The organism is Lentzea sp., assembly GCF_036380075.1.
Classification (GTDB): domain Bacteria; phylum Actinomycetota; class Actinomycetes; order Mycobacteriales; family Pseudonocardiaceae; genus Lentzea.
In genome coordinates this window covers 1-26,459 of record NZ_DASVFL010000314.1, presented here as the reverse complement: position 1 = coordinate 26,459, position 26,459 = coordinate 1, and the positions used below count along the sequence as shown (strand labels likewise).

26 protein-coding genes are annotated in these 26,459 nt (G+C 70.4%); 6 read left to right on the top strand and 20 right to left on the bottom strand.

Annotated elements, in window-relative coordinates:
• Nucleotides 1–15: 15 nt before the first annotated feature.
• The 7 genes from octT to VF330_RS32845 all read right to left on the bottom strand — a co-directional run bounded on the left by octT (nucleotide 16) and on the right by VF330_RS32845 (nucleotide 5,366).
• On the bottom strand, nucleotides 16–729 hold the full coding sequence (gene octT / locus VF330_RS32875) for a diglucosylglycerate octanoyltransferase (RefSeq protein WP_330855603.1): 714 nt from the start codon (nucleotides 727–729) through the stop codon (nucleotides 16–18).
• Entirely contained in the window at nucleotides 726–1,331 is a 606-nt protein-coding gene (locus VF330_RS32870; protein ID WP_330855602.1) for a histidine phosphatase family protein, read from the bottom strand. Before VF330_RS32870 ends, octT begins: the two co-directional genes overlap by 4 nt.
• An 8-nt stretch (nucleotides 1,332–1,339) precedes the next feature.
• Nucleotides 1,340–1,723, bottom strand: a complete 384-nt coding sequence (gene rsfS / locus VF330_RS32865) for a ribosome silencing factor (protein ID WP_045316502.1) — start codon at nucleotides 1,721–1,723, stop codon at nucleotides 1,340–1,342.
• 141 nt (nucleotides 1,724–1,864) lie between these two features.
• Complete coding sequence (gene cspE, locus VF330_RS32860) at nucleotides 1,865–2,068, bottom strand: transcription antiterminator/RNA stability regulator CspE (protein ID WP_030468099.1); 204 nt, start codon at nucleotides 2,066–2,068, stop codon at nucleotides 1,865–1,867.
• Nucleotides 2,069–2,153: 85 nt separating this feature from the next.
• The gene (nadD, locus tag VF330_RS32855) at nucleotides 2,154–2,735 is read right to left on the bottom strand and encodes a nicotinate-nucleotide adenylyltransferase (RefSeq protein ID WP_330855601.1); all 582 of its coding nucleotides are present in this window, start codon (nucleotides 2,733–2,735) and stop codon (nucleotides 2,154–2,156) included.
• A gap of 179 nt (nucleotides 2,736–2,914) precedes the next feature.
• Nucleotides 2,915–4,084 carry a cytochrome P450 gene (locus tag VF330_RS32850; protein ID WP_330855600.1) on the bottom strand — a complete coding sequence of 390 codons (1,170 nt, stop codon included), beginning with the start codon at nucleotides 4,082–4,084 and terminating at the stop codon, nucleotides 2,915–2,917.
• A 16-nt stretch (nucleotides 4,085–4,100) separates the two neighbouring features.
• Nucleotides 4,101–5,366, bottom strand: a complete 1,266-nt coding sequence (locus tag VF330_RS32845; RefSeq protein WP_330855599.1) for a glutamate-5-semialdehyde dehydrogenase — start codon at nucleotides 5,364–5,366, stop codon at nucleotides 4,101–4,103.
• A 141-nt stretch (nucleotides 5,367–5,507) separates the two neighbouring features.
• Between VF330_RS32845 and VF330_RS32840 the strand changes: the two genes are divergently transcribed.
• The gene (locus VF330_RS32840; RefSeq protein ID WP_330855598.1) at nucleotides 5,508–7,592 is read left to right on the top strand and encodes a RecQ family ATP-dependent DNA helicase; all 2,085 of its coding nucleotides are present in this window, start codon (nucleotides 5,508–5,510) and stop codon (nucleotides 7,590–7,592) included.
• 6 nt (nucleotides 7,593–7,598) lie between these two features.
• On the opposite strand, the gene VF330_RS32835 is transcribed toward VF330_RS32840, so the two are convergent.
• Entirely contained in the window at nucleotides 7,599–8,009 is a 411-nt protein-coding gene (locus VF330_RS32835) for a DUF1772 domain-containing protein (protein WP_330855597.1), read from the bottom strand.
• Nucleotides 8,010–8,091: 82 nt separating this feature from the next.
• Between VF330_RS32835 and VF330_RS32830 the strand changes: the two genes are divergently transcribed.
• A complete protein-coding gene (locus tag VF330_RS32830) occupies nucleotides 8,092–8,991 on the top strand; it encodes an AraC family transcriptional regulator (RefSeq protein WP_330855596.1) in 900 nt (299 codons plus the stop codon).
• Here VF330_RS32830 and VF330_RS32825 read toward each other — a convergent pair.
• On the bottom strand, nucleotides 8,973–9,356 hold the full coding sequence (locus tag VF330_RS32825; protein ID WP_330855595.1) for a VOC family protein: 384 nt from the start codon (nucleotides 9,354–9,356) through the stop codon (nucleotides 8,973–8,975). The genes VF330_RS32830 and VF330_RS32825 overlap by 19 nt on opposite strands.
• Nucleotides 9,357–9,394: 38 nt before the next feature.
• Between VF330_RS32825 and VF330_RS32820 the strand changes: the two genes are divergently transcribed.
• A complete protein-coding gene (locus VF330_RS32820) occupies nucleotides 9,395–9,979 on the top strand; it encodes an alpha/beta hydrolase (RefSeq protein WP_330855594.1) in 585 nt (194 codons plus the stop codon).
• 12 nt (nucleotides 9,980–9,991) lie between these two features.
• Nucleotides 9,992–11,257, top strand: a complete 1,266-nt coding sequence (locus tag VF330_RS32815) for an MFS transporter (protein ID WP_330855593.1) — start codon at nucleotides 9,992–9,994, stop codon at nucleotides 11,255–11,257.
• Here VF330_RS32815 and VF330_RS32810 read toward each other — a convergent pair.
• The 7 genes from VF330_RS32810 to VF330_RS32780 form a co-directional block, all read right to left on the bottom strand.
• Nucleotides 11,220–11,618, bottom strand: coding sequence for a VOC family protein (locus VF330_RS32810; RefSeq protein WP_330855592.1), 399 nt, complete (start codon nucleotides 11,616–11,618; stop codon nucleotides 11,220–11,222). The genes VF330_RS32815 and VF330_RS32810 overlap by 38 nt on opposite strands.
• A 10-nt stretch (nucleotides 11,619–11,628) precedes the next feature.
• Complete coding sequence (proB, locus tag VF330_RS32805) at nucleotides 11,629–12,756, bottom strand: glutamate 5-kinase (RefSeq protein WP_414675512.1); 1,128 nt, start codon at nucleotides 12,754–12,756, stop codon at nucleotides 11,629–11,631.
• Nucleotides 12,757–12,759: 3 nt separating this feature from the next.
• Nucleotides 12,760–14,220 carry a GTPase ObgE gene (gene obgE / locus VF330_RS32800; protein WP_330855590.1) on the bottom strand — a complete coding sequence of 487 codons (1,461 nt, stop codon included), beginning with the start codon at nucleotides 14,218–14,220 and terminating at the stop codon, nucleotides 12,760–12,762.
• A gap of 120 nt (nucleotides 14,221–14,340) precedes the next feature.
• Nucleotides 14,341–14,598, bottom strand: a complete 258-nt coding sequence (gene rpmA / locus VF330_RS32795; RefSeq protein ID WP_330855589.1) for a 50S ribosomal protein L27 — start codon at nucleotides 14,596–14,598, stop codon at nucleotides 14,341–14,343.
• A gap of 14 nt (nucleotides 14,599–14,612) precedes the next feature.
• The gene (rplU, locus tag VF330_RS32790) at nucleotides 14,613–14,924 is read right to left on the bottom strand and encodes a 50S ribosomal protein L21 (RefSeq protein WP_065913850.1); all 312 of its coding nucleotides are present in this window, start codon (nucleotides 14,922–14,924) and stop codon (nucleotides 14,613–14,615) included.
• A 254-nt stretch (nucleotides 14,925–15,178) separates the two neighbouring features.
• Complete coding sequence (locus VF330_RS32785; RefSeq protein WP_330855588.1) at nucleotides 15,179–18,259, bottom strand: translation initiation factor IF-2 N-terminal domain-containing protein; 3,081 nt, start codon at nucleotides 18,257–18,259, stop codon at nucleotides 15,179–15,181.
• Between the two features lie 212 nt (nucleotides 18,260–18,471).
• Entirely contained in the window at nucleotides 18,472–19,197 is a 726-nt protein-coding gene (locus tag VF330_RS32780; protein WP_330855587.1) for a TIGR03936 family radical SAM-associated protein, read from the bottom strand.
• Between the two features lie 207 nt (nucleotides 19,198–19,404).
• Between VF330_RS32780 and VF330_RS32775 the strand changes: the two genes are divergently transcribed.
• On the top strand, nucleotides 19,405–20,823 hold the full coding sequence (locus tag VF330_RS32775; protein WP_330855586.1) for a S8 family peptidase: 1,419 nt from the start codon (nucleotides 19,405–19,407) through the stop codon (nucleotides 20,821–20,823).
• A gap of 36 nt (nucleotides 20,824–20,859) precedes the next feature.
• Here VF330_RS32775 and VF330_RS32770 read toward each other — a convergent pair whose 3' ends face one another.
• From VF330_RS32770 to VF330_RS32755, 4 genes are read right to left on the bottom strand one after another with little or no spacing between them, the layout of a single operon-like run.
• Nucleotides 20,860–22,821 (bottom strand): TIGR03960 family B12-binding radical SAM protein, encoded by a 1,962-nt coding sequence (locus tag VF330_RS32770; protein ID WP_330855585.1) that lies wholly within the window; start codon nucleotides 22,819–22,821, stop codon nucleotides 20,860–20,862.
• Between the two features lie 60 nt (nucleotides 22,822–22,881).
• The gene (locus VF330_RS32765) at nucleotides 22,882–23,727 is read right to left on the bottom strand and encodes an ABC transporter permease (protein WP_330855584.1); all 846 of its coding nucleotides are present in this window, start codon (nucleotides 23,725–23,727) and stop codon (nucleotides 22,882–22,884) included.
• Between the two features lies 1 nt (nucleotide 23,728).
• Nucleotides 23,729–24,502: an ABC transporter permease gene (locus tag VF330_RS32760; protein WP_330855583.1), complete on the bottom strand. Its 774-nt coding sequence runs from the start codon at nucleotides 24,500–24,502 to the stop codon at nucleotides 23,729–23,731.
• On the bottom strand, nucleotides 24,502–25,416 hold the full coding sequence (locus VF330_RS32755; RefSeq protein WP_330855582.1) for an ABC transporter ATP-binding protein: 915 nt from the start codon (nucleotides 25,414–25,416) through the stop codon (nucleotides 24,502–24,504). The genes VF330_RS32760 and VF330_RS32755 overlap by 1 nt, the downstream gene beginning before the upstream one ends.
• Nucleotides 25,417–25,471: 55 nt before the next feature.
• On the opposite strand from VF330_RS32755, the gene VF330_RS32750 reads away from it, so the two are divergent.
• Nucleotides 25,472–26,056, top strand: coding sequence for a GNAT family N-acetyltransferase (locus VF330_RS32750; protein ID WP_330855581.1), 585 nt, complete (start codon nucleotides 25,472–25,474; stop codon nucleotides 26,054–26,056).
• Nucleotides 26,057–26,459: the final 403 nt, after the last annotated feature.

Here is a 26,459-nt window from a genome sequence, read left to right as displayed (position 1 = left end):
ACGAGCCTACGGGGCTCACTCCCCCGGCGTGCTCATCGCCACGGACGAGATGAGAGCGGCCATCGCCCCGCCCACGAGCTCGTGGCCCTCCCAGCCCCAGTGCATCCCGTCGGGGTTCCCGGCACCGGACCGCACGTGGTCGCCGATCACGGCCGGCAGGTCCAGCAACGGCACCCCCGCACGTCCGGCCCACCCGCGCACAGCCGCCGCGGCAGCCGGGTGCCCCTGGTGCGCGTACGCGTAAGTCGGCGCCCGATGCACCGACGGCACGATCCCGACCGCGGGCATCGTGTACTGGAGATTGCGCACCGACTGCAGCATGTCCCGCAGGTACCGCGCGGTCAGCGCCGGTGGCAACGACGCACGCGTATAGGGCGCCAACCGCGGCTGCACGTCCTGATAGCGCGCACGAACCCAACGCCGCAACCAGTCCGGCCGCACGTAACGCAGTCCTTCGCGCAGGTACGTGGGCAACGGCGACGGCAGCGTGTCCATGCTGCCCACCGCGAACACCAGCACGTCCGTCTTGGGCAGCAACGACCAGATGCGCGGGTCACCGGTCAGCGCCCACCACGCGTCGCGGGCCGTCCACCCGAACCCGGCCGCCAGCTCCGCCGCGCCGCCCAGCTCGGCGGCGCAGATGTTGTGCCACAGCCGCGGGTGATCGGCGGGCAGCGGTCCCGACGGCCCGAAGAACGACAGCGAGTCGCCGAGGACCAGCAGTCTCAACGCGTGGTGCCCGCGTTGTACGACGTCAGCCGCCACTGGTCGTCACGGCGGGTGAACACGGTCCAGTGGCAGTTGGAGATGCCGCCGAGCTGCGACCAGTTCTCCACCGGCAGGCCGAGCAGCCGGCCCGTCAAAGCGCTGATCAGGCCGCCGTGCGCGCACAGCAGCACGGTCGCGGAGAACTCCGCGTCGACCTCGTGCACGACCTGGATGGCCCGCTCGGCCACGTCGACCCGCGACTCGCCGTCCGGCGGCGTGTAGGTCGGGTCGGTGCGCCACACCGTGACCGCTCCCGGCCACTCCTGCTCGACCTCGCCCAGGTTCAGGCCCTGCCACTTGCCCAGGTGGGTCTCGCGCAGCCGTGCGTCGATCCGCAACGGCACGTCCGCGGACGTGGTGAACACCTTCGCGGTCTCCCGCGCGCGTTGCAGGTCGGAGGCCACGACGACCTCCGGTTCGAACCCGGCGAGCACCGGCACGGCGAAGCGGGCCTGGTTCAGGCCGGTCTCGGTGAGCGCCGAGTCGAGATGACCCTGCAGACGACCTGTCGCGTTGTAGTCGGTCTCACCGTGCCGCCACAGCACGAGCCGGCTCAGGGCCATCAGCTACCTCATTCAGCCGTGGAGTCGGCGGGGACGTCCGCTTCGAACTCGATGCGCGGGCAGTCCTTCCACAGCCGCTCCAGGCCGTAGAAGCTGCGCTCCTCGGTGTGCTGCACGTGCACGACGACGTCCACGAAGTCCAGCAGCACCCACCGGCCCTCGCGGGCCCCTTCGCGGCGCACCGGCTTCGTGCCGGCCTCCCGCAGCTTCTCCTCGATGTTGTCGACGATCGCGCCGACCTGCCGCTCGTTGGGAGCGGACGCGATCACGAACACGTCCGTGATCACGAGCTGGTCGGAGACGTCGAGCACCGTCACGTCGTGCGCCTTCTTGTCGGCCGCTGCGTTCGCCGCGACCAGCGCCAGCCGTCGTGCCTCGTCGGTGGCTGCCACGTCACTCCTCTGACTTCCGGTGCGCGTCGATACGCCCACACGAGTTACCGAGGGTACCGGCGAGCGCCAAACGGGTACCGCGCACCCAGGCATGACGAAGGCCACCTCAGCGCCCTGAGGTGGCCTTCACCTGCGCGGAGCCTAGAGCGGGCGGACCTGCTGGGCCTGCGGCCCCTTCTGGCCCTGTCCGACCTCGAACTCGACCTTCTGGTTCTCCTCGAGCGACCGGAAACCCTTGGACTGGATCTCCGAGTAGTGCACGAAGACGTCGGCCGAGCCGTCGTCGGGCGCGATGAAGCCGAAGCCCTTTTCAGCGTTGAACCACTTCACGGTGCCTGTAGCCAAAGTCTTGCCTTCCACGAACCAGCAACAACCCGCTGATTGTTGCCTCCCGCGCGCTCGGATGCACGCAAAATCCACTCGAACGTGGTTACGACTCGGAGTACAGACCCGTCTTGGCGATGTACTGGACGACACCGTCCGGAACCAGGTACCACACGGGCTGGCCCGAGGCGGTGCGCGCGCGGCACCCCGTGGAGGAGATCGCCATGGCCGGGACCTCGACGAGCGAGACCGCTCCCGGCGGCAGGTGGCGGTCGTTCAGCGTGTAGCCCGGACGGGTGACCCCGATGAAGTGGGCCAGCTCGAACGCGTCCGCGGCGCGCTTCCACGACAGGATCTGCTCCAGCGCGTCGGCGCCGGTGATGAAGAACAGCTCGGCGTCCGGGTACTGCTTCTTCAGGTCCGTGAGGGTGTCCACGGTGTACGTGGGGCCGTCGCGGTCGATGTCGACGCGGCTGACCGAGAACCGGGGGTTGGACGCGGTGGCGATGACCGTCATCAGGTAGCGGTCCTCGGCCGGCGAGACCTCCCGCGACGACTTCTGCCAGGGCTGACCCGTCGGCACGAAGATCACGCGGTCCAGGTCGAACCTGTCCTGCACCTCGCTGGCGGCCACGAGGTGGCCGTGGTGGACGGGGTCGAACGTGCCGCCCATGACGCCGATGCGCATCGAAACAGCGTAGACCGGCGCGGGGCCGCTCCCGAGGCCTCGCGCCGGTCGTGCTGATCACACCGCACGGCCCAGGGGGAGGTCGGGCCGTTCGGTGCGCGGCCCACCCCGAAGCAGAGCCGCGCACTGGAGGAACGCGCTGCCCCGGCGCTCATTACGCGGTCGGGCCATGATTTTTCCTAATGGGCCACCACGAGCTTCACCGGTCCCCTGACCAGCGATCCCCTGCGGAACTCGACGGGTTCGGCGAGGCGCAGGCCGGGCATGCGGCGCACCAGGGTGCCGAGCGCGACCTGCAGTTCCATCCTGGCGAGCTGCGAGCCGAGGCAGAAGTGGATGCCGTGGCCGAACTGCAGGTGCTGGCCGACCTCGCGGTCCAGGTCCAGCTCGTCGGCGTGCGCGTACGCGGCCGCGTCGCGGTTGGCCGACGACACCACGACCAGCACGGCGTCACCTTCCTTGACCAGCGCGTTGCCGACCTGGACGTCCGCGGTCGCGATGCGCGTGAAGCCGGCGCCGCTGCCCAGCGGGATGTACCGCAGCAGTTCCTCGACGGCGTTCGGCAGCTTCTCCGGGTTCTCGCGGAGGCTCGTCAGCTCGTCCGGGTGGTCGAGCAGCGCCACGACGCTGTTGGCGATCATGTTCGCCGTGGTCTCGTGGCCCGCGACCAGCAACGTGATCCCGAACCGGACGAGCTCTTCCTCGCTGAGGCGGTCGTCGTTGTCCCGCGCGGCGACGAGCGCGCCCATCAGGTCGTCCGTGGGGTTCGCACGGCGCTTCGCGACGAGGTCGGTGAAGTAGGCGTGCAGGTTCATCATGCCGTGCATCGCTTCTTCGGGCGTGTATCCGCCGACCGTCGCAAGCACCTGGTTCGACCACCTGCGGAAGTCGTCGCGGTCCTCGAACGGCACCCCGAGCAGCTCGCAGATGACCGTGACCGGGAACGGCATGCTGAAGCCCTCGACGAGGTCGCCGGGGTTGCCGAGGTGGTCGAGCAGCTCGTCGGTGATCTGCTGGGCGCGCGGCCGCAGCTCCTCGACGCGGCGGACCGTGAACGCCTTGGACACCAGCCGGCGCATGCGCGAGTGGTCCGCGCCGTCGTGGGTGAGGATGGAGCCGCCCGGTGCGATGAGCGGCTGCATCCTCGGCACGTCCTGCCCGACGGTCCTGGCGCGGCTGAACCGCGGGTCGCCGAGGACGAACTTCGTCTCGTCGTAGGTCGTGACGAGCCAGCCCTCGCCGCCGTACGGGTACGTCACGCGCGAGACGGGTTCGTCGCGCCGCAGTCGTTCGTAGGTCGGGTCGAGGGTCAGGCCGTCAGTCTCGGAGAACGGGTACGTGGGAGACATGTCTCCGAACGTAGAGCTACGCCTTGGGCCGTGTGTGTCCTTCGCCCCAGACGACCCATTTCGAGGACGTCAGCTCGGACAGGCCCATCGGGCCGCGGGCGTGCAGCTTCTGCGTGGAGATGCCGATCTCCGCGCCCATGCCGAACTCCGCGCCGTCGGTGTAGGCGGTGGAGGCGTTGACGAACACCGCCGCCGCGTCCACACGGGCCGTGAACTTGCGTGCCGCCGTGACGTCGTTCGTCACGATGGCCTCGCTGTGGCCGGAGCCGTAGGTCGCGATGTGCTTCACGGCCTCGTCCAGCGAGTCGACGACCTTGGCGGCGATGTCGAGGCTGAGGTACTCGGTGCCCCAGTCGTCGTCCGTCGCCGCGACGACGTCCACCTGCCGGGCGAACTGCTCGTCGCCGTGGACGGTCACGTTCTCCTGCTGCAACGCCTTGGTGACGCGCGGGACGAACTCGTCGGCGACGTCCTTGTGCACCAGCAGAGACTCCGCCGCGTTGCACACGCTCGTGCGCCGCGTCTTGGCGTTGAGGACGATCGCCTCGGCCATGTCGAGGTCGGCGTGCGCGTCGACGTAGACGTGGCAGTTGCCGACGCCGGTCTCGATCGTGGGAACCGTGGCCTGCTCGACGACGGCGTTGATCAGACCGGCGCCGCCGCGCGGGATCACCAGGTCGACGAGGCCGCGCGCGGTGATGAGGTGCGTGACGGACGCGCGGTCGTGGCAGGGCAGCAACTGCACGCAGTCGGCCGGGAGGTTCACGCTTTCGAGCGCGTCGCGCAGGACGGCGACGAGCGTGGTGTTGGAGTGCTCGGCGGTCGAGGAACCCCGCAGCAGCGCGGCGTTGCCCGACTTCAGCGCGAGCCCGGCGGCGTCGACCGTGACGTTCGGGCGGGCTTCGTAGACCATGCCGACGACGCCCATCGGTACGCGGACCTGCTTGATCTCCAGGCCGTTCGGGAGGAGGCCGCCGCGCAGCACCTCGCCGACCGGGTCGTTCTGGCCCGCGACGGTCTCGAGGCCCTTGGCCACGCCTTCGACGCGCGCCTCGGTGAGCGCGAGGCGGTCGAGGATGCCCTCCGGGAGGCCCGCTGCCCTGCCCGCTTCGAGGTCCTCGCGGTTGGCCTCGATGATCTCCGGCGCGCGGTCGCGGAGAGCGGCGGCCATCGCGTGCAGCGCGGTGTCCTTGCGCTCGCGGGTGGCGAGGACTAGTTCGTCGGCGGCGACTCGGGCGCGGCGAGCGGCCGCGTGCACCTGGTCGCGCAGGTCATCAGTCACGTCGAACAGCTTACGACCTGCGGTTGAGCGCCCGAGAACAGGTTTTCGCGCCCGCGAGTTCGCCCTCAGGGCGAACTCGCCGCCGTCTGCGGAGCAGCGGCGATCCGGCATTGTCAGAGTGGCCTGGCAAGCTTGCTCCCCATGGACGACATCGCGTTGAGGGAACTGGCGGAGGAGCGGCTCCGGGCGCTGGCGGGCCCGGAGGCGGTGCTGCGCGAGGACCAGTGGACGGCGATCCACACCCTCGTGGCCCAGCGCCGCCGGGCTCTCGTCGTCCAGCGCACGGGCTGGGGCAAGTCGGCCGTCTACTTCATCGCCACGGCGTTGCTGCGCCAGCTCGGCGAGGGGCCGACGGTCATCGTGTCGCCGCTCCTGGCGTTGATGCGCAACCAGGTCGACGCCGCCGCGCGGGCGGGGGTGCACGCGGTGACGATCAACTCGGCCAACACCGACGAGTGGGACGCCGTGCAGGAGCAGGTGGCCGCGGGAGAGGTCGACGTGCTCCTGGTGAGCCCGGAACGGCTCAACAACCCCGACTTCCGGGACGCGGTGCTGCCCTCGCTGACGGCGTCGGCGGGTCTGCTCGTCGTCGACGAGGCGCACTGCATCTCGGACTGGGGCCACGACTTCCGGCCGGACTACCGCAGGCTGCGGACGTTGCTGACGGAGCTGCCGCCGGGGGTGCCGGTGCTGGCGACGACGGCGACGGCCAACGACAGGGTGGTCCACGACGTCACCGAGCAGCTCGGTCTCGGTGCCGAGGAGGGCACGCTGGTGCTGCGCGGGCCGCTCGACCGCGACAGCCTGCGCCTGTCGGTCGCGACGCTGCCGACCGCGGAGGCGCGGCTGGGCTGGCTGGCCGAGCAGCTCGACCGGCTGCCCGGTTCCGGGATCATCTACACGCTCACGGTCGCGGCGGCGGACGACATCGCGGCGTTCCTGTCCTCGCGCGGCTTCGCGGTGACGGCGTACTCGGGCAAGACCGAACCCGCCGAACGCCAGCGAGCCGAGGAGGACCTGCTCAGCAACCGGGTCAAGGCGCTCGTGGCCACGTCCGCGCTGGGCATGGGGTTCGACAAGCCGGACCTGGGGTTCGTCGTCCACGTCGGCGCGCCCTCCTCCCCCATCGCCTACTACCAGCAGATCGGCCGCGCGGGCCGCGGTGTCGAACGCGCCGAGGTCGTCCTGCTGCCGGGGCACGAGGACCGGGACATCTGGGCCTACTTCTCGTCCCTGGCCTTCCCCGCCGAGACCGTGGTGCGGCAGGTGTTGTCGGCGCTCGACGGCGCGGGCCGGCCGCTGTCGACGGCGGCGCTGGAGCCGATGGTCGAGCTGTCCCGCGGCCGGCTCGAGGTCGTGCTGAAGGTGCTCGACGTCGACGGCGCGGTGCGGCGGGTGCGCGGCGGCTGGGAGTCGACCGGGAGGCCGTGGGAGTACGACGGCGAGCGGTACGCGCGCATCGCGGAGGCCCGCAGGGCCGAGCAGCAGGTGATGATCGAGTACCTGCGGACCTCCGGGTGCCGGATGAAGTTCCTGCAGGACCAGCTCGACGACCCGAGCTCGCACGAGTGCGGGCGCTGCGACAACTGCACCGGCGAACGCCAGTCGGTGGAGGTGTCCGAGGTCGCGGCGGAGGCGGCGCGCGAACGGCTGCTGCGTCCCGGACTCGACGTGGCGCCGCGCAAGATGTGGCCGACCGGCATGGCCGCGATCGGGGTGCCGCTGTCCGGCAAGATCCCGGCGTCCGAGGTGGCGGCGACCGGCCGCGCGCTGGGCAGGCTCACCGACATCGGCTGGGGCAACCGGCTGCGCGACCTGCTGGGCGACTCGCCGGACCAGGACATCCCGGACGACGTGTTCGCGGCGTGCGTGAAGGTGCTGTCGGCGTGGGGCTGGGACGAACGACCGGTCGGCGTCGTGACGGTCGGATCGCGGCGGCGGCCGGCGCTGGTGGGCAGCTTCGGGCAGAAGATCGCGGCGATCGGGCGGCTGCCGCTGCTGGGCACCGTCTGGCTCGGCGAGTCGACGCACCGGGCCAACTCCGCCCAGCGGCTGGCCGGTCTCGTGCGGTCCGTCGAGGCACCGGACGTGTCCGGTGTGGACGGTCCCGTTCTGCTGGTGGACGACCACGTCGACACCGGGTGGACCATGACCGTGGCCGCTCGGGCGCTCAGGAAGGAGGGGGTGCCCGCGGTGCTGCCGTTCGCGTTGGCGGTGACGAACTGACCGGACTCAGAACCCGAGCAGCAGGGCGACCGTCGACCCGAGGCTCGCGAGACCGCGCACGTGGTTCCAGAGCGTCCACCTGCGCAGGTACTCGGGCCAGTAGGCGTCGTCGGTCCGGTCGAGGCGGTTGTTCATCGGCACGTTGACGACCATCGTCAGCAGGAACGCGCCGACGACGTAGAGCAGGCCGCCCGCGACCCGGCCCTGGAAGACCTCGAAGGCGCACAGGACGGCGTTGCCGAGGAACAGCAGCAGGAACACCGGGTTCTGGATGCGCGCGTTCATCCGGCGCATCGCCGCACGGGCGGCGGAGGCGGGCAGGTCCGCGAGCCCCGGCATGACGGCGGCGGAGAAGGCGAAGAACAGTCCGGTCATCAGACCGGACGCGGTGGCGGCGATCAGCGTCGTTGTCCCCATGGCACCAACTCTGGCGGCACCCGGCCGGACTCTCCATGACAGTTCATCGCGCGGGCTTGCTCGTTCGTCCAGAATCACCGGCATGACGGACGCGTTGGGCGAGGCACTGCACCTGCTGAGGATGTCCGGCACCTTCTACTGCCGCAACGAGCTCACCGCGCCGTGGGGCCTGACGATGCCCGGCATGACGGATTGCCTGTGGTTCCACGTCCTCACGAGCGGCCGCTGCGACGTCGAGGTCGACGGCGCCGTCACCGTGCTCGAACCCGGTGACGTCCTGCTCGTGCCGGGCGGTCAGGGCCACCGGCTGTTCCACGGGGAGGCCGAGTCGCCGTTGGTCACGACGCTGCCGCACCTGTTCGAAACCGAGAACTACGCGATCCTGCGCCACGGCGGCGGGGGCGACGTCACGCACCTCGTGTGCGGCGCGGTCCGCTTCGACGACCCGGCGGCGAAGCACCTCGTCGAGGTCCTGCCGCAGACCCTGTACGTCCGCCAGGCCGACGACATGCGCGCGACGATAGGACTCATGGCCGCGGAGGCGAAAGCCGTGCGCCCCGGTGGCGAAGCGGTCATCACGAGGCTCGCGGACGTGCTGGTGATCCAGACGATCCGCTCGTGGCTCGCCAACGACCCGGCCGCGCGCACCGGGTGGCTCGGCGCGTTGCGGGACCGGCAGATCGGGCAGGCGCTGGCGTTGATCCACCGCGACCCGGCGCAGCCCTGGACCGTCGAGCGGCTCGCGCACCAGACGGCGATGTCCCGGTCGGCGTTCGCCGCGCGGTTCACCGGCCTCGTCGGAGAGCCGGCCATGCGGTACGTGACGCGGTGGCGCATGCACGTGGCCGTCACCCGTCTCAAGGACCGCGACACCACGGTCAGCGAGGTCGCCCGCGGTCTCGGCTACGAGTCGGAGGCCGCGTTCAGCCGGGCGTTCAAACGCGTCGTCGGGGTCTCGCCCGGTCAGGCGCGGGCGGGCTGAAGCAGGTCCCAGCGGTTGCCGTAGAGGTCCTCGAAGACGGCGACGCGGCCGTAGACCTCGTCCCGCGGCTCCTCGCGGAAGTGCACGCCGAACGCGGTCATGCGGGCGTGGTCGCGGTCGAAGTCGTCGGTGTTGAGGAAGAACCCGACGCGGCCGCCGGTCTGGTCGCCCACCCGCGCCTGCTGCATACCTGTGTCAGCCTGTGCCAGCAGCAACGACGCTCCGTCGCCAGCCGACACCACGACCCAGCGCTTGTCGCCCTGCGGCAGGTCCTCGACCAGCGTGAACCCGAGTCCGTCCACGTAGAAGCGGATCGCCTCGTCGTAGTCGCGGACCACCAACGTCACCAACGCAACAGATCGCACGCCGATGAGTATCGCCGACGAGGAAGGTCCACCCGCACATGGCCGACCCACTCGTACTCCTGCACCCCGGCGGCGCGGACCCGTCCGCGTTCGGACCCCAGTTCGACGCCCTCGCCGACTTCGCCCTGCACGCGCCGCACCGGGTGGACCAGGCCACCCAGGACCACACCGAGATGGCGCACGAGACCATCGCGTTCCTCGACCGGACCGGGCCCGCCCACCTGCTCGGGTGCAGCGACGGCGCGACGATCGCGCTGCTCACGGCCGTGCTCAGACCGGATCTCGTCCAACGGCTCGTGGTCGTGTGCGGCGTCTTCCACCACGACGGCTGGGACCCCGCCACGGAGCTCACGCCGATGCACCGCCGTTCGCCCGCCCTCACCGAAGCCGATCTCGCGAAGCTGCCCAACCGCACGCTGGTGATGATCGGTGACGACGACGAGGTGCGGCTGGAGCACGCCGCCGCCCTGTACCGGGCGCTGCCGAACGCCGAGCTGGCGGTCGTTCCCGGTACCTCGCATGGTCTTCTGCACGAGAAACCGGTGCTGTGCAACGCGATGATCGTCGACTTCCTCGCCAACGACCCAGTGGAGACGATTGCACCGATCCGTCGCCGTGTGTGACAAGGTGACCACATGGCGGTGACTTCGGAAACTCATCGACTTCCCGTGCGCAAGCTGGTTGCCGCGTCGGCCGGCAACGCTGTCGAGTGGTACGACTGGGGCATCTACACGGCCTTCAGCATCTACTTCGCCACCCAGATCTTCCCCAGCGGCAACGAGGCGGCCGCGCTGCTGAGCACGTTCGCCACGTTCGCGCTCGCGTTCTTCTTCCGACCACTCGGCGGCTACCTGCTCGGCCGGTTCGCGGACCTCAGGGGCCGGCGGACGGCGATGTTGCTGACGATCGCGCTGATGTCGGGCGGGTCGGTCCTGATCGGGGTGCTGCCCACGTTCGAGCAGGTCGGGTGGTTGTCACCGGTGCTGCTCGTGCTCGCCCGGATCGCGCAGGGCATGGCGCTCGGCGGTGAGGTGTCGAACGCGTCGGCGTATCTCGGGGAGATCGCCGAGCCCAGCCACCGTGGCCGGTACTCGTCGTTCTTCTACATCTCGACCGGCGCGGCGGTGCTGGTGGCGTCGCTGCTCGGGTTCTTGCTGTCGCGCAACCTCGACAAGGCCGCGATGGCCTCCTACGGGTGGCGCGTGCCGTTCCTGATCGGCGGCGTGCTCGGCCTGGTCGGGCTGTGGTTGCGGCGGGAGCTGCCGGAGACGGACCAGTTCGAGGAGAACCGGGCCAAGGCCGAGAAGCTGCGGAACCCGTTGCTGCTGACGGTGAAGGAGCACCCGAAGGCCGTCGGTCAGCTCGTGGGCATCACGTTGCTCTCGACGTTGTGCTTCTACACGTTCTTCTCCGCGCTGACGCCGTTCGCGGTGAAGACCAAGGGCGCCGACGACGTCGACGTGTTCCTGGCGTTGTCGATCGGCACGGTCGTGTTCATCGCGCTGCAGTACCCGCTGGGGTGGACGGCCGACCGCTTCGGCCGCAAGCCGCAGATGCTCGTGTGGGCGGCGGCGATGGCGTTGCTGGTGGTGCCGTTGTCGTCGCTCGTCCGGCCGGGGCTGGTCAACCTGGTCGTCGTGTTCTCGGTGGGGCTCGGGCTCTACACCGCGATCACGTCGATCGCGCCGGCGATCATGAGCGAGCTGTTCCCGACGGAGCTGCGCGGGCTCGGCATCGGCGCCTGGTACAACCTGACGGTCGCGGTGTTCGGCGGCACGGCGCCGCTGGTCATCCAGGCCGTCGGCGGGACGGTGTTCTTCTGGTACGTCGCCGTGGCCGCCGTGATCACGTTCCTGGTGGTGCTCACGCTTCCGGAGACAAGGGGTGTTCGGTTGAGCTGAGGCAGAACTCGTTGCTCTCGGGGTCGGCCAGCACGAACCAGATGCCGTCGCGGCTCACCACCGCGGCACCGAGGTCGACGAGCCTGGCCACCTCGGCTTCGACGTCGTCGCACCACAGGTCGACGTGCACGCGGTTCTTCACCGTCTTCGGCTCGGGCACGCGGTTGAAGAAGAACCTCGGCGACCCGTCGAGCAGCACCGACGGGTCGTCCTCGGGGTCGTCGACGCCGATGCTGCGCAGGCGCGCCAGCTCGACCTCGCCGTACGGCGCGAGCTCGTGGTCGTCGAGCACCTGCGCCCAGAACCGGGCGAGTGGTGCGGGATGAGCGCAGTCGATCACGACGTCGTGCATCCGGGCCATGCCCCCGACATTAACGGTGCAGGGGCACCAGGTCATCCGCGTGCACGACCTCGCGGCGCTGCTCCTCCGGCAGGTCGTGGGTCTTGCGGCCGACCAGCGACGGCAGCTCCGCCGAGTCGTAGCCGACGACGCCGCGGGCCACGACCTCGCCCGCGAGGCTGACCAGCTCGACGACGTCGCCCGCCTCGAAGTCGCCGTCGACGCCGGTGATCCCGGCGGCCAGCAACGAGCGGCGCCTGCCCACCACCGCGGCGACCGCGCCGTCGTCGAGGTGCAGGCGGCCGTTCGCGTCGGTCGCGTAGCCGAGCCAGAAGCGGCGGGCGGTGAGGCGCGAACCCGTTGCGGCGAAAGCGGTGCCGACGTCGGCGGAGGTCAGCGCGCGCGACGCCTCGGTCGCGCCGGTCAGCAGCACCGGGATTCCGGCCGACGAGGCCAGGCGGGCGGCGGCGAGCTTGGAGGCCATGCCTCCGGTGCCGAGACCCGAGGCACCGGCCGTTCCGGCCTGCACACCGTCCACATCGGACGCTGACGCCACCTCGGAGATGCGCACGGCACCGGGTTTGCGCGGGTCGCCCGAGTAGAGGGCGTCCACGTCGGACAACAGGAACAGCGCGTCCGCGCCGACCAGGTGCGCGACGAGGGCGGCGAGGCGGTCGTTGTCGCCGAAGCGGATCTCCTCGGTGGCGACGGTGTCGTTCTCGTTCACCACCGGCACGGCGCCCAGGGCCAGCAGGCGGTCGAACGTGCGCTGCGCGTTGCGGTAGTGCGAGCGGCGCACCACGTCGTCGGCGGTCAGCAGGACCTGGCCGACCGTCAACGAGTAGCGGCCGAACGAGTTCGCGTAGGCGTGCGCGAGCGTCAGCTGTCCCACGCTCGCGGCGGCCTGCTGGGTGGCGAGGTCGCGCGGTCGCCGGGAGATCCTCAACGGCGCCAGGCCGGCGGCGATGGCGCCCGAGGACACCAGCACGACCTGGCTTCCCGCGGCGGTGCGGGCGGCGAGGGCGTCGACCAGCGCGTCGAGACGCGCCGGGTCGAGGCCACCTTCCGCCGTGGTCAGGGACGAAGAACCCACCTTGACCACGATGCGATGCGCCGAGGCGATCGCGGTTCGAGCCTGTGAGACCGCGGGGGCCGTCACGTCTTACTCCTCGCTGAAATCACCGTAGTCGTCGCCGTAGTCACCGGGCGCGCGGCGAGCCTTCTTCAGGGCCTTGCGCTCGTGGGCGCCGATGCGGTCGTTGCGCTCGAGGCGGACGTCCGTGCCACGTCCGGTCATCGTCATCGCGATGCCGGCCGGGGTCGTCGGCTCCCAGTCGAAGACCAGGTCGCCGATGGTGACCTGGCAGCCGGGAACGGCACCCATCTTCACGAGCTTGTCCTCGACGCCCAGCCTGTTCAGGCGGTCCGCGAGGTAACCGACGGCTTCGTCGTTGGAGAAGTCGGTCTGGCGGATCCAGCGCTCGGGGCGGTCGCCCTTCACGATGAAGCCACCCTCGACCGAGGGGTCCTCGGTCACGGTGAAGCCCTCGTCGTCCACGGCGGTCGGCCGCAGCACGATCCGGGTCGACTCCTTCTTCGGCTGGGCCTCGCGGTACTCGCGCACGACCTCGGCCAGCTTGAAGGACAGCTCGCGCAGACCCTTGCGGGACACCGTCGACACCTCGAAGACCGGCAGCCCGCGGGCCTCGATCTCGGGGCGGACGATGTCGGCGAGGTCCTGGGCGTCCGGGATGTCGACCTTGTTGAGGATCACCACGCGCGGGCGGTCCTCGAAGTTGCCGCCCATGGACGGCGTGTACTCGGCGAGCTCCTTCTCGAGCGCGTCGATGTCCGCGATCGGGTCGCGGCCCGGCTCGTACGTCGCGCAGTCGACGACGTGCGCGAGCACGGCGGTGCGCTCGATGTGGCGCAGGAACTCCAAGCCGAGGCCCTTGCCCTGCGACGCGCCGGGGATCAGGCCGGGGACGTCGGCCATCGTGAAGATGGTCTCGCCCGCGGTGATCACGCCGAGGTTCGGGACGAGCGTGGTGAACGGGTAGTCGGCGATCTTGGGCTTCGCGGCGGACAGCACCGAGATCAGCGACGACTTGCCGGCGGACGGGAACCCGAGCAGGCCGACGTCCGCGACGGACTTGAGCTCCAGCACCAGGTCGCGCGTCTCGCCCGGCTCGCCGAGCAGCGCGAAACCGGGGGCCTTGCGGGCCTTGGACGCGAGCGACGCGTTGCCCAGACCACCGCGGCCACCGGCGGCGGCGATCAGCTGGGTGCCCTCGCCGACGAGGTCGGCGACGACCTCACCGGACTCGGTCAGCACGACCGTGCCGTCCGGGACGCGCAGGACCAGGTCCTCGCCGTTGGCTCCGTCGCGGTTCGCACCGGCACCGGCCTTGCCGCTGGTGGCGGAGGCGTGCGGGCGGAAGTGGAAGTCGAGCAGGGTGTGCACCTGCGAGTCGACGACGAGGACGACGTTGCCGCCGCTGCCCCCGTTGCCGCCGTCCGGGCCGCCCAGCGGCTTGAACTTCTCGCGGTGCACTGAAGCACACCCGTTGCCCCCGTTGCCGGCGGCAGCGTGGATCACCACCCGGTCTACGAAGCGGGCCACGGAACTACTTCCTTTCGAATGATCAGATAAAAGTTGATCGTTTAGACAAACAACGAGGGGCGGAGCCGGTTGACCGGTCCCGCCCCTCGCAGAGGTCTAACTACGTTGCGGTGACGGTCCTCAGACCGCGACCGGAACGATGTTGACGGTCTTGCGACCGCGCTTCGTACCGAACTCCACCGCACCGGGCAGCAGGGCGAACAGCGTGTCGTCCTTGCCGATGCCGACGCCGACGCCGGGGTGGAACTTGGTGCCGCGCTGGCGGATCAGGATCTCGCCGGCCTTGACGACCTGACCGCCGTACCGCTTCACACCCAGGTACTGGGCGTTGGAGTCACGGCCGTTGCGGGAACTGGATGCACCCTTTTTGTGTGCCATGAGAAGTCAGGTCCTCACTTACCGGTGATGCCGGTGACCTCGACGCGGGTCAGCTTCTGGCGGTGACCCTGGCGCTTGTGGTAGCCGGTCTTGTTCTTGAACTTGTGGATGCGAATCTTCGGGCCCTTGGTGTGCTCGACCAGCTTGCCGGTCACCGAGAACTTCGCCAGGGCGTCCGCGTCAGCGGTGACGTCAGTGCCGTCGACCACGAGCAGCGCCTGGAGGGAGATTTCGGTGCCCGGCTCGCCCTCGAGCTTCTCGACCTCGACGATGTCGCCGACAGCGACCTTGTACTGCTTGCCGCCGGTCTTGACGATCGCGTACATCAGGACGGAAGTCTCCTGCTACTCGATGGTGACGGGCCGTGCGCCAGCCAGTCTGGGAACGGTGTTTCCACCACAGGCACCAGAGGAGGCACACGACAGGACCCGTCGGATGGCGGGCCGTTCACAAGGTTACGGGAGTGGGTACGGCCGGAGCAAACCGGGGTGCCCCGATCGCGTTCCCGCAGGCTGTGCGGTCCCTCACAAGGCAAAACCGGGGCCACCCGCAGGCGACCCCGGTCTCGCGAACAACAGCGTCAGTCCTCCTGGACCGGCGGTCCCGCGGGCCGCGACACGGCGCGGCGCCTGCGGGTGGTGGTGACCACCGGTGCGGGCATCTGGACCTCGGGCTGCTTCGGCACCTCGGCGACCACGACGGCGGGCGCCTCGACGGCCGGCGGGGCACCGGCGGCGCGCTTGGCCGCACGACGCCGCGGACGGGCCGCGGGAGGCTCCACGACGGCCGCGGGGGCCTGCGCGACGGGCTCGGGTGCGGCGACCGGCTGCGGGGCCTCGGCGGTCTCCAGCTCGGGCTCAGCCGCCTGCTTGGGCTGCTGCGCGCCGATGCGGCCCGTCACGGCCGGCTGCTGGGAGCCGATGCGACCCGTCACCGCGGGCGCCTCGCCCTCCGGCTTGGGCTGCTGCGACCCGATGCGCCCCGTCACGACGGGCTGCTGCGAGCCGATCCGGCCGGTCACGACCGGCTTCTCGGGCTCGGCGGCGACCGGCTCGACGAGCTCGTCCGCGGTCTCCTCGATCACCTCGGGCTCGACGACCGGGTCGACCTCGACCGGCTCGGGGTCCTCGGCGACCTCGTGCGGCACGTGGCCGTTGAGCGCCTGCTCCTCGACCACGACCGCGTCGACGACCGCCTGCGGCTCCTTGTCACGACCGCGGCGACGGCGGCGACGGCGACCGTGGCCCTCGTGCTCCTGGTCGGCCGCGACGGCGTCCTCGGACGTGTCCTCGGGCTCACCCGGCTCGACCACCTGCGGTTCGACCGGTGCCTCGGGGGCCTCGACCGGCGCCTCGACGACCTCGGTGGTCTCCGCAGCCTGGTCGCCGCCCTTGTTGCGACGGGACTTGCGGCCGCCGCCCTGCTGCTGCGCCTGCTGCTGGCCGCCGCCGTTGCCACCGCCGTGCGAGTGCACGGGCTCGGTGGACACGACCACGCCACGGCCGCGGCAGTGCTCGCACGTCTGGCTGAACGCCTCCAGCAGGCCGGTGCCGACGCGCTTGCGGGTCATCTGCACGAGACCCAGCGAGGTGACCTCGGCCACCTGGTGGCGCGTGCGGTCGCGGCCGAGGCACTCGGTCAGGCGGCGCAGCACCAGGTCGCGGTTCGACTCGAGCACCATGTCGATGAAGTCGATGACGATGATGCCGCCGATGTCGCGCAGCCGGAGCTGGCGGACGATCTCCTCCGCCGACTCCAGGTTGTTGCGGGTGACGGTCTCCTCGAGGTTGCCGCCCGACCCGGTGAACTTGCCGGTGTTGACGTCGATGACCGTCATCGCCTCGGTGCGGTCGATGATCAGGTAACCGCCCGAGGGCAGCCAGACCTTACGGTCGAGGGCCTTCATCAGCTGCTCGTCGATGCGGTACTCGACGAACGCGTCGTTGTTGCCGACGTGCTTCTTCAGGCGGTCCTGCAGGTCCGGCGCCACGTGGCGGACGTAGGAGTCGATGACCTCCCACGCCTCGTCGCCCTGGACGACGAGCTGCGCGAAGTCCTCGGTGAACAGGTCGCGGACGACCTTCACCAGCAGGTCCGGCTCCTCGTAGAGCAGCGCCGGCGCCTTGGTGGAGGTGGTCTCGGACTTCTCCTTGATGACCTTCCACTGGGCCTGCAGGCGCGTGACGTCGCGGCCGAGCTCCTCCTCGGAGATGCCCTCCGAGGCGGTGCGGATGATCACGCCGGCGTCCTCGGGGACGACCCTCTTGAGGATGTCCTTGAGGCGCTTGCGCTCGTTGTCCGGCAGCTTGCGGCTGATGCCCGTGGCACCGCCGCCCGGCACGTAGACCAGGAAGCGGCCGGGGAGGCTGATCTGGGTGGTGAGGCGGGCGCCCTTGTGGCCGACCGGGTCCTTGGTGACCTGGACGAGCACCGAGTCGCCGCTGGAGAGCGCCTGCTCGATCTTGCGGGACTTGCCCTCGAGACCGGCGGCGTCCCAGTCGACCTCACCGGCGTAGAGCACGGCGTTGCGGCCGCGGCCGATGTCGATGAACGCGGCCTCCATGCTCGGCAGCACGTTCTGCACGCGGCCGAGGTACACGTTGCCCACGATCGAGCCGGTGCCCGACGACGTGACGAAGTGCTCGACCAGCACGCCGTCTTCCAGCACGCCGATCTGGGTGCGGTCGCCGCGCTCGCGGACGACCATCGTGCGGGCCACGGCCTCGCGGCGGGCCAGGAACTCGGCCTCGGTCAGCACGGGGGCGCGGCGGCGGCCGGCCTCGCGGCCGTCACGGCGGCGCTGGCGCTTGGCCTCCAGGCGCGTGGAGCCGCGGATGCTGCGCACCTCGCTCTGCGCGGCCTCGGAGTCGGCCTTGTCGTCCCGCGCGTCGCGGACCTCGCGGACGTGCACGACGGTGTTCGGCGGGTCGTCCTCGGAGGTGACCTCGTCGTCCGCGCCGGTCTTGCGGCGACGGCGGCGGCGACGGCGGCGCGTCGAGCTCTCGTCGCCCTCGTCCTCGGCCTCGTCGGCGGCGTCGGTCTCCTGCGCGGCCTCGGCGTCGTCCGCCTGGGCCTCGTCGCCCTCGTCGCCACCCTCGGCGTCGGTGCCCTTGCCGCGGCCACGGCCACGGCGGCCGCGACGGCGGCGGCGACGGCTGTCGCTCTCGTCGTCACCGTCGGCGTCGATCTCGGCCTCGGCGGCGTCGAGCTCGTCCGCAGCGATCTCGCCGACGGACTTCTCGTCCTCCTCCGGCTCCTGCTCCACGACGAACGGCGAGGCCGCTGCCTTGGGCCGTTCGATCGGCTGCGGCGGCATGAACACCGCCGTCGGGGGCGCGAAGATCGGCGCGAGCGCCGGTGCCTCGAAGGCGGGGACCGCCGGGGGCTCGTAGTCCTCGGTGACCTCGCCGGTGACGACGTCGTCCCAGTCAACGAGGGTCTCGGCGACCTTCAGGGCGACGTCGCGGCTGACGCTCGACTGCGCGCTGCGGGCGACCTCACCGAGGTCGGCCAGCGCCGTCATCACGTCCTTGCTGCTGACCTCCAGCAGCTTCGCCAGCGCGTGCACCCGCAACTTGTCGGGCAGGTCCGCGAGCTCAGGGCGTGCGGCAACCACGCCCTGCCCGCCGGTTCCACCGGCGGGCTTTTCCGTGTTCGACATGCAGCTCCTCCACCCCCGGGCGCGTCCCGTGAGGACGCGGCCGCGCAGGGGCCTCTCTTGTCTCTCTCCGCCGCTGCTCGCGGCGGGAATCCTTGCCTCGCGCGCAGCGGCGTGGCGCCTCTCCGGACGCACGCTTGCGCAGGTCCCACGACGACGCCGCTGTCAGCGTCGCTCCTCCTGTTTGCGTCGCAGGTGTGGCGTTCCGGCGCTCGTCAGGACTCCTTGTCCTGCTGGAGCGGGTCCACCAGTCTGCCTTCGCCGTCGAGCCGTCCCTGCGCCATCCGGGTTGCTCTCGCAGGTACCGGCGGCACGAGATCGGCGACGACACGAAGCGCATTCAGCACGTCGTCGGGTCGCACGGTAGGCGTTACCTGCCGCACGACCGTCATGAGTATCCCACACGGTCGTGACAATGCGGTGTCATCGTGTCCGGCGTCGCTCGAACGTGGTTCGACCAGTGCCGACACGACCGCGGGCCGCACGTCGACGATCTTCTTGCCGTCCTTCGTGAGCCGCTCGACCTCGACCACCTCGGCCGCGAGCAGGGCGCCGACCGCCTTCTCGAGCGCGTCCGGCTCCACCCCGTCGAGCTCGATGCGCCACTCGCTCGCGTCGATGCGCTCGGTGAGGTTGCCCCCGGCGGCCTGCACGATGTCGACCACGTCGATGCCGGGCGGCAGCGCCTCGTCGAGCGCCACCTTCAGCGCCGCCGGGTCGACCCGCTCGACCACGGACACCTCGACGTACTCCGCCTCGCTGGCGACGCCGGTCGGCGCCGCCCCCACCCAGGACACCTTCGGGTGAGGGCTGAAGCCCTGGGAGTACGCCATGGGCACGCCCGCCCTGCGCAGCGCTCGTTCGAACGTGCGAGCGATGTCGCGGTGCGAGGTGAACCTCAGCCTCCCCCGCTTGGTGTAGCGGAGGCGCAGTTTCTGCACGGCTGCGGCAGACGGGTTGTTGGGCTGGTGGCGGCTCAGCGGGTGCTCCCAGGAGGTGGTTCCGACGGGTGAGCGGTCCCATCGGCGCAGGATGTTCGTCCGGTAGGACGGTACCGTGAACCTGATTCAGAACGTTCAGCTTGTCTAGATCGTTGCGCGTGGTTACGGTCCGGCTGACTGGACGCCCTGCCGACCTGGAGGTCCCTGGTGCCTCTGCTCCACCGCGCTAGAGCGGCGGCGTTGACCGTGCTGCTCGCGGCAGGGTGTGTGGCCGCCACCGTGCCCGCCACCGCGGAGCCGAACGCCACCACCTGCATCCAGCCCGGTCCCGTCCTGCGATACCTCGTGGTGTTCTCGCAGTTCACGACCCCCGAGGCGGCGAACGCGGAGATCGCGCAGGCCTGCGGGTCGACCACCGTCTACTACCCGGAGATCGGGGTCGCGGTGGCCACCTCGCCCGACCCCGGGTTCCTCAAGCTGATCGGCCCGCAGCGCGCGTACAGCGCCCAGGCCGAGAGCATCGCCAAGCGCGTGCCGAAGCGGAAGAGCGACGACACCGAGCTGTTCCGCCCGTCCGGACAGCGCTCGGGCGAACAATGGGACATGGATCTCATCAAGGCTCCCGCGGCCCACGAGATCACCACCGGCTCCAAGTCGGTCGTCGTGGGCGTCCTGGACTCCGGTGTCGACGCCCGGCACCCGGACCTGGCCGCCGCCCTGGCGCCCGAGCTCTCCGCCGGCTGCCTGACGGGCAAGCCCGACACCTCGCCCGGCGCGTGGATCCCCACGACCTCGGCGCACGGCACGCACGTCGCCGGCACCATCGCCGCGGCGGACGACGGCCGCGGCACCACGGGCGTGGCGCCGGGCGTGCGCATCGCGTCCGTGAAGGTGGTCGACGACGACGGGTTCATCTACCCGGAGTACGCGGTGTGCGGGTTCATGTGGGCCGCCGCGCAGGGCATGACCATCACCAACAACAGCTACTTCATCGACCCGTACCTGTTCACGTGCCAGAACGAGCCGGGTCAGCGCGTGGTCTACGAGGCCGTGCGCCGTGCCGTCGACTACGCCACCACGCGCAACGTGCTGACCGTCGCCGCCGCGGGCAACAACGCGGCGGACCTGGCCCGCACCAGCCGTGACTCGGTCTCGCCGACGAACGGCGACGCGCAGACCCGTCCGGTCGACTCGACGTGCGTGGTGCTGCCGGCGCAGCTCAAGAACGTGGTCGGCGTGTCGGCGGTGGACTCGACGAAGACCAAGGCCGGGTACAGCTCGTACGGGCTGGGCGCGATCGACGTGACGGCGCCGGGCGGCAGCACGCGGTCGCCGGGCGGGTGCGTGCTCTCGACCGTGCCCACCGGCTACGACCACTCGTGCGGCACGTCGATGGCCGCGCCGCACGTGTCGGGGGTGGCGGCGCTGATCGCGTCCGTGCACCCGGACACCGACGCGGTGTCGCTGGGGCGGATGCTGAACGCGCAGGCGGAGACGCTGGCGTGCCCGGCCGACTACGACCTCAACGGCACGGGTGTGCAGGACGCGTTCTGCACGGGCTACTCGGAGTACAACTCGTTCTACGGCCACGGCCTGGTCGACGCGCTGGCCGCCGTCACGAAGTAGGGCCCGCTCGCGCGGGCCCCGACCTCGATCTTCCCTCTACTGCGTGAGCGCCGGGTTCTTCACCGGTGAGCCGACGCCGACCGGGGAGATCGGCAGCAGCTTGCGGCCCGTCGGGCCGACCTCGATGTCCGTGCCCATGGCCGGGCAGACACCGCAGTCGAAGCACGGGGTCCAGCGGCAGTCGTCCTGCTCGCGCTCGTCGAGCGCGTCCTGCCAGTCGGCCCAGAGCCATTCCTTGTCGAGGCCCGAGTCGAGGTGGTCCCAGGGCAGGACCTCCAGCTCCTCGCGCTCGCGGGTCGTGTACCAGGCGAGGTCGACGCCGAGCGGTTCGAGCTGTTCGGCGGCCTTGGCGGTCCAGCGGTCGTAGCTGAAGTGCTCGCTCCAGCCGTCGAACCGGCCGCCGTCGCGCCACACGGCCTCGATGACCTTGCCGATGCGGCGGTCACCGCGGCTGAGCAGGCCTTCGATGAGGCTGGGCTTGCCGTCGTGGTAGCGCATGCCGATGTTGCGGCCGAGGCTGCGGTCGGCGTTGACGGCCTCGCGGAGCTTGCGCAGGCGGTCGTCGACGGTGTCCGGGTCGCACTGCGGGGCCCACTGGAACGGCGTGTGCGGCTTGGGCACGAACCCGCCGATCGAGATGGTGCAGCGGACGTCGTTGCGGCCGCTGGCCTGGCGTCCGGCGCGGATGACGTTCTTCGCCATCTCCGCGATCTGCAGGACGTCCTCGTCCTCCTCGGTCGGCAGGCCGCACATGAAGTACAGCTTGACCTGCCGCCAGCCGTTGGAGAACGCGGCCGACACCGTCCGGATGAGGTCCTCCTCGGACACCATCTTGTTGATGACGCGGCGCATCCGCTCGCTGCCGCCCTCGGGGGCGAAGGTGAGGCCCGAGCGCCGTCCGTTGCGGGACAGCTCGTTCGCGAGGTCGATGTTGAACGCGTCGACGCGCGTGCTCGGCAGGCTCAGGCCCGTGTTGGTGCCCTCGTAGCGGTCGGCGAGGCCCTTGGTGATCTCGGCGATCTCGCTGTGGTCGGCGCTCGACAGGGACAGCAGGCCGACCTCTTCGAAGCCGGTGGCCTCCAGGCCCTTCTGGACCATGGCCCCGATGCCCTCGATGGACCGCTCGCGCACCGGGCGGGTGATCATGCCCGCCTGGCAGAAGCGGCAGCCGCGCGTGCAGCCGCGGAAGATCTCGACGCTCATCCGCTCGTGGACGCTCTCGGCGAGCGGCACCAGCGGCTGCTTCGGGTACGGCCACGCGTCGAGGTCCATCGTGGTCCGCTTGAACACGCGGTACGGCACGCGGTCGCGGTTCGGCACGACGCGCTGGATGCGGCCGTCGGGCAGGTACTCCACGTCGTAGAAGCGCGGGATGTACACGCCACCGGTCTCGGCGAGCCTGGTCAGCACCTCGTCGCGGCCGCCGGGACAGCCCTCGGCCTTCCAGTTCTTCACGATCTCAGTGATCTCGAGGACGGCTTCCTCGCCGTCGCCGAGCACGGCCGCGTCCACGAACTGCGCGATCGGCTCCGGGTTGAACGCCGCGTGCCCGCCCGCGACCACGATCGGGTCGTCCTCGGTGCGGTCGGCGGCGTGCAGCGGGATGCCGGCGAGGTCCAGCGCCGTGAGCATGTTCGTGTAGCCCAGCTCCGTCGCGAAGCTGATGCCCATCAGGTCGAACGCCTTCAGCGGGCGGTGGCCGTCGACCGTGAACTGCGGGACGTCGTGCTCACGCATGAGCTTCTCGAGGTCCGGCCACACGGCGTAGGTGCGCTCCGCGAGCACGTCCGGCAGCTCGTTGAGGATCTCGTAGAGGATCATGACGCCCTGGTTGGGCAGTCCGACCTCGTAGGCGTCGGGGTACATCAAAGCCCAGCGCACGGACGCGGCGTCCCAGTCCTTGACGGTCGCGTTGAGCTCCCCGCCGACGTACTGCACCGGCTTCGAGATCCGCGGCAGCAGTGGCTCCAACCTGGGGAAAACAGACTCGACACTCACGCGACCAGAGTAACGGCCCCTCCGGGGAGGGGCCGAATCGCGTGCCACCGGGCACTTTGATCAGTCCAGCAACAGCTTTCCGAGCCGCCGCGCGGCCACCACCGTGCCGACGGCCGCGAGCACCGCGAAGTAGGCGAGGTGGCCGAGCATCCCCCAGCCCACGACGCCGAGCGTGAGCCCGCGCATCAGTTCGATGGCGTGGTAGAGCGGCGTCCAGCTGACCACCGCCTGCAGCCAGCCGGGGTAGACCGACAGCGGGTAGAACGTGGTCGAGAACAGGAACAACGGCAGCACCGCGAGCTGCACGAGGTCGAAGTCCTGCCACGACCTCATGAACGTGGTCGCCGCCATGCCCACCGCCGCGAACGCGAACGCCACCAGCAGCGCCGTGGGCAGCGCCAGCAACGCCCACGGCGAGGCGATGAGCCCCATCCCGAGCATCACGGCGAGGAACCCCGCCGAGTACAGGCCGCCGCGCAGCAACGCCCACGAGATCTCGCCGATCGCGATGTCCATCGGCCCCATCGGGGTCGTGAGCATGGCGTCGTAGAGCTTCACGTACTTGAACTTGAAGAACACGTTGAACGTCGCGTCGTACACGGCGCCGTTCATGGCCGACGCCGCCAGCAGCGCGGGCGCGACGAACGCCGCGTAGCTGATCGGCCGCCCGTCCGGCCCGGCGACCGACGAGACCATCTGCCCGAACCCGAGGCCCAGCGACCACAGGAACAGCAGCGGCTCGAACGCCCCGCCGACCAGCACGAACCACGCCCGCCGGTTCACGACGGCGGACCGTTCGACGAGCATGCTCGCCCTGCGCCCGTAGAGCCCCGGCGGGATCACGCGCCACAGCAACCCGACGCTCGCGGGTTTCGCCTGACCGGCGCGGTCCAGAGTCTGCGTCACGTCACACCGCCAGCCTTCGGTGGAAGAACTTCACGCCGAGCGCGACGCCCGCGGCGACCAGCGCCCCGAGGTACGCGATGTGCCCCAGCGCCGGGAGGACACCCATCGTGCCGAACGTCAGCCCGCGGGCGAGCTCGATGCCGTGCCACGACGGCGTCAGCCACACGACCGGCAGCAGCCACTGCGGCAGCTGGCTGACCGGGAAGAACGCGCCGGTGAACAACGTCATCGGCATCAGCACGAACCGGAAGATGTTGTTGAACGCGTCCGGCTTCTCCAGCGTCGCGCTGTAGGCGACCAGCGGCGCGCTGAACGCCAGCCCCGCCAGCGTCGCGAGCGGGATCGCCAGCAGGATCCCCGGCCCCGCCGCCGCACCGAGGGCGAACGCGATGCCCACGAACACCGCGGCCCGCACGAGCAGCTGCGAACCGATCCACATCACCTGCGAGTAGAGCACCTGCGCCGGCGTGATCGGCGTGGCGACCATCGCGACGAACGACTTCTGCCACATGAACTGCGACATGACGGGGAACGTCGACTCGAACGTCGCCCCCTGCACCGCCGACACCACGACGAGCGCGGGCGCGAGGTACTGCAGGTACGGCACGCCCCCGATCAGCGCCGTCGACTGCACCTGCGACCCGAACCCCAGCCCGAGCGCCACGAGGAACAGCACCGGCGTGAGGAAGCTCGACACCGCCGTGGCCCGCCAGTTGCGCCGGTACCACGTCCAGGACTTCTCGAACCCGAACCAGGAGGCCCTCAACGTCTCCATCAGTCCACCAACGTCCGGCCGGTGAGCCGCAGGAACACGTCCTCCAGCGAACTGCGCCGCACCAGGCTCTGCACGGGCTGGACACCGCTCTCGTGCACCTTGGCGAGCGTGTGCTCGCCGTCCCGCGTGTACAGCAACAACCGGTCCGGCAGCACTTCCACCCTCTCGGCGAACCGTTCGAGATCCGGTTTCTCGGCCCCCGGCTGGAACCGCAGCTCCAGCACCTCCTTGGTGGAGTACCGGCTGATCAGCTCGCTGGGCGACCCCTCGGCCGCGATCCGCCCGCCGTCCATGACGACGAGCCGGTCGCACAGCTGCTCCGCCTCGTCCATGTAGTGCGTGGTGATGATGAGCGTGACGCCGTCCTGCTTCAACCGGAACAGCCTGTCCCACAACAGGTGCCGCGCCTGCGGGTCCAACCCGGTCGTCGGCTCGTCGAGCAGCAGCAGCTCGGGGTCGTTGACCAGCGACCGCGCGATCGTGAGCCGCCGCTTCATGCCCCCGGACAGCGGCTCGACCTCGTGGTTCGCCCGATCGGTGAGCTGCGCGAACTCCAGCAGCTCCTCGGCCTTCTCCCGGCACCTGGCCCGGGACATCCCGAAGTACCGCCCGTAGATCTGCAGGTTCTGCCGAACCGTCAGCTCGGTGTCGAGGTTGTCGAGCTGCGGCACCACCCCGAGCCGAGCCCGGATCTTGGGCCCGTCCCGGTCCGGATCCATGCCGAGCACAGCGAGGTCCCCACCCGACCTCCCGGACACGCACGAGATCATCCGCATGGTCGACGACTTCCCGGCCCCGTTGGGCCCGAGGAACCCGAACGCCTCCCCCCGCCGCACCTCGACATCGATACCGCGCACGGCCTCGAAATCCCCGAACTGCTTGGTCAGAGCCTTGGCCTCGACGAGGTTCTCCACCGCCCCGACGTTAGCCAACAGGTCTGACAATTTTCGACGCAATTACGATCGCCCCATGCCGGAACTCCGCTGGCTCTCGGAAGCCGACGACCACCTCCGCGCCGAGATCCGCGCAGTCGTGCACGACGTGGTGGCGGCAGGCGGAGCAGTCGGCTACCACGAGCCCCCGACCTACGACCGCATCTCGACCTGGCTGGACACGGTCCTCAAACAGGTCCGCGACGGCAACGCGGCCTTCGTCACCGCCGTTGTGGACGGTGCAGTCCGAGCCGTGGGCCTATGGCGCCGCGGCAGCACCGCCGTCTTCCAGCACCGCGTGGAAATCCAGCAGATCATGGCCCACCCGTCGGCCCGCGGCCTGGGCCTCGGAAACTTGGTGGTGCAAGGCCTAGTGGACCACGCACGGTCGGCCGGGTTCGAGATCGCGATGCTCGGCGTGCGCGGCAACAACCACGGCGCCATCGAACTGTACGAACGCATCGGCTTCCGGGAGTGCGGCCGCATGCCGAACGCGATCGCGGTGGGCGACGAACGCTGGGACGACGTCTGGATGTTCCTGCCGCTCGGCTATCCGGAGGGGACAGTCCTCAACGGATCGAAACCAGGCGGCCTGGGCAGCAGCCCGCGCAGAACCAACTAGCAACGCGAAGCCGAAGGCGAGCAGTCTTGGCTCTTGCTTTTGGTCTTGGCTTTTGAGCGAAGCTCTAGCGGTGGGTGCCCCGTCACGAGTCGCGCCACAGCTCTTGCTGCGTCTGAGGGGGTATGTCAAACGGCCACGCTTTTCGGCCGTTTGACATACCCCCTCAGACGTGGCTCGCTCTTGGTGCGGCTTGGGACGAGGCACCCACCGCAACGCAACTACCTACGCAACCGCCGGCCGCCCAACGCAACAGGCGTGCCATCAACCCGCTCGGGGCGCGGTGCCCCCGATCAGATTGCCGGGGGTCTGGGGGCAGCGCCCCCAGGTGGAAGCACGCAACGCAAGGTCACCGCCCGCAACCGGGGAACCCTCAGAGAACAGCCCGAACAGCGTCCCCAACAGA

Bases quoted from the DNA above. Each gene is read 5' to 3' on its own strand.
- VF330_RS32870 (WP_330855602.1), bottom strand. From the start codon at position 1,331: ATGGCCCTGAGCCGGCTCGTGCTGTGGCGGCACGGTGAGACCGACTAC.
- nadD (WP_330855601.1), bottom strand. From the start codon at position 2,735: ATGCGCATCGGCGTCATGGGCGGCACGTTCGACCCCGTCCACCACGGC.
- VF330_RS32850 (WP_330855600.1), bottom strand. From the start codon at position 4,084: ATGTCTCCCACGTACCCGTTCTCCGAGACTGACGGCCTGACCCTCGAC.
- VF330_RS32840 (WP_330855598.1), top strand. From the start codon at position 5,508: ATGGACGACATCGCGTTGAGGGAACTGGCGGAGGAGCGGCTCCGGGCG.
- VF330_RS32835 (WP_330855597.1), bottom strand. From the start codon at position 8,009: ATGGGGACAACGACGCTGATCGCCGCCACCGCGTCCGGTCTGATGACC.
- VF330_RS32830 (WP_330855596.1), top strand. From the start codon at position 8,092: ATGACGGACGCGTTGGGCGAGGCACTGCACCTGCTGAGGATGTCCGGC.
- VF330_RS32820 (WP_330855594.1), top strand. From the start codon at position 9,395: ATGGCCGACCCACTCGTACTCCTGCACCCCGGCGGCGCGGACCCGTCC.
- VF330_RS32815 (WP_330855593.1), top strand. From the start codon at position 9,992: ATGGCGGTGACTTCGGAAACTCATCGACTTCCCGTGCGCAAGCTGGTT.
- VF330_RS32810 (WP_330855592.1), bottom strand. From the start codon at position 11,618: ATGGCCCGGATGCACGACGTCGTGATCGACTGCGCTCATCCCGCACCA.
- rpmA (WP_330855589.1), bottom strand. From the start codon at position 14,598: ATGGCACACAAAAAGGGTGCATCCAGTTCCCGCAACGGCCGTGACTCC.
- rplU (WP_065913850.1), bottom strand. From the start codon at position 14,924: ATGTACGCGATCGTCAAGACCGGCGGCAAGCAGTACAAGGTCGCTGTC.
- VF330_RS32785 (WP_330855588.1), bottom strand. From the start codon at position 18,259: ATGTCGAACACGGAAAAGCCCGCCGGTGGAACCGGCGGGCAGGGCGTG.
- VF330_RS32760 (WP_330855583.1), bottom strand. From the start codon at position 24,502: ATGGAGACGTTGAGGGCCTCCTGGTTCGGGTTCGAGAAGTCCTGGACG.
- VF330_RS32750 (WP_330855581.1), top strand. From the start codon at position 25,472: ATGCCGGAACTCCGCTGGCTCTCGGAAGCCGACGACCACCTCCGCGCC.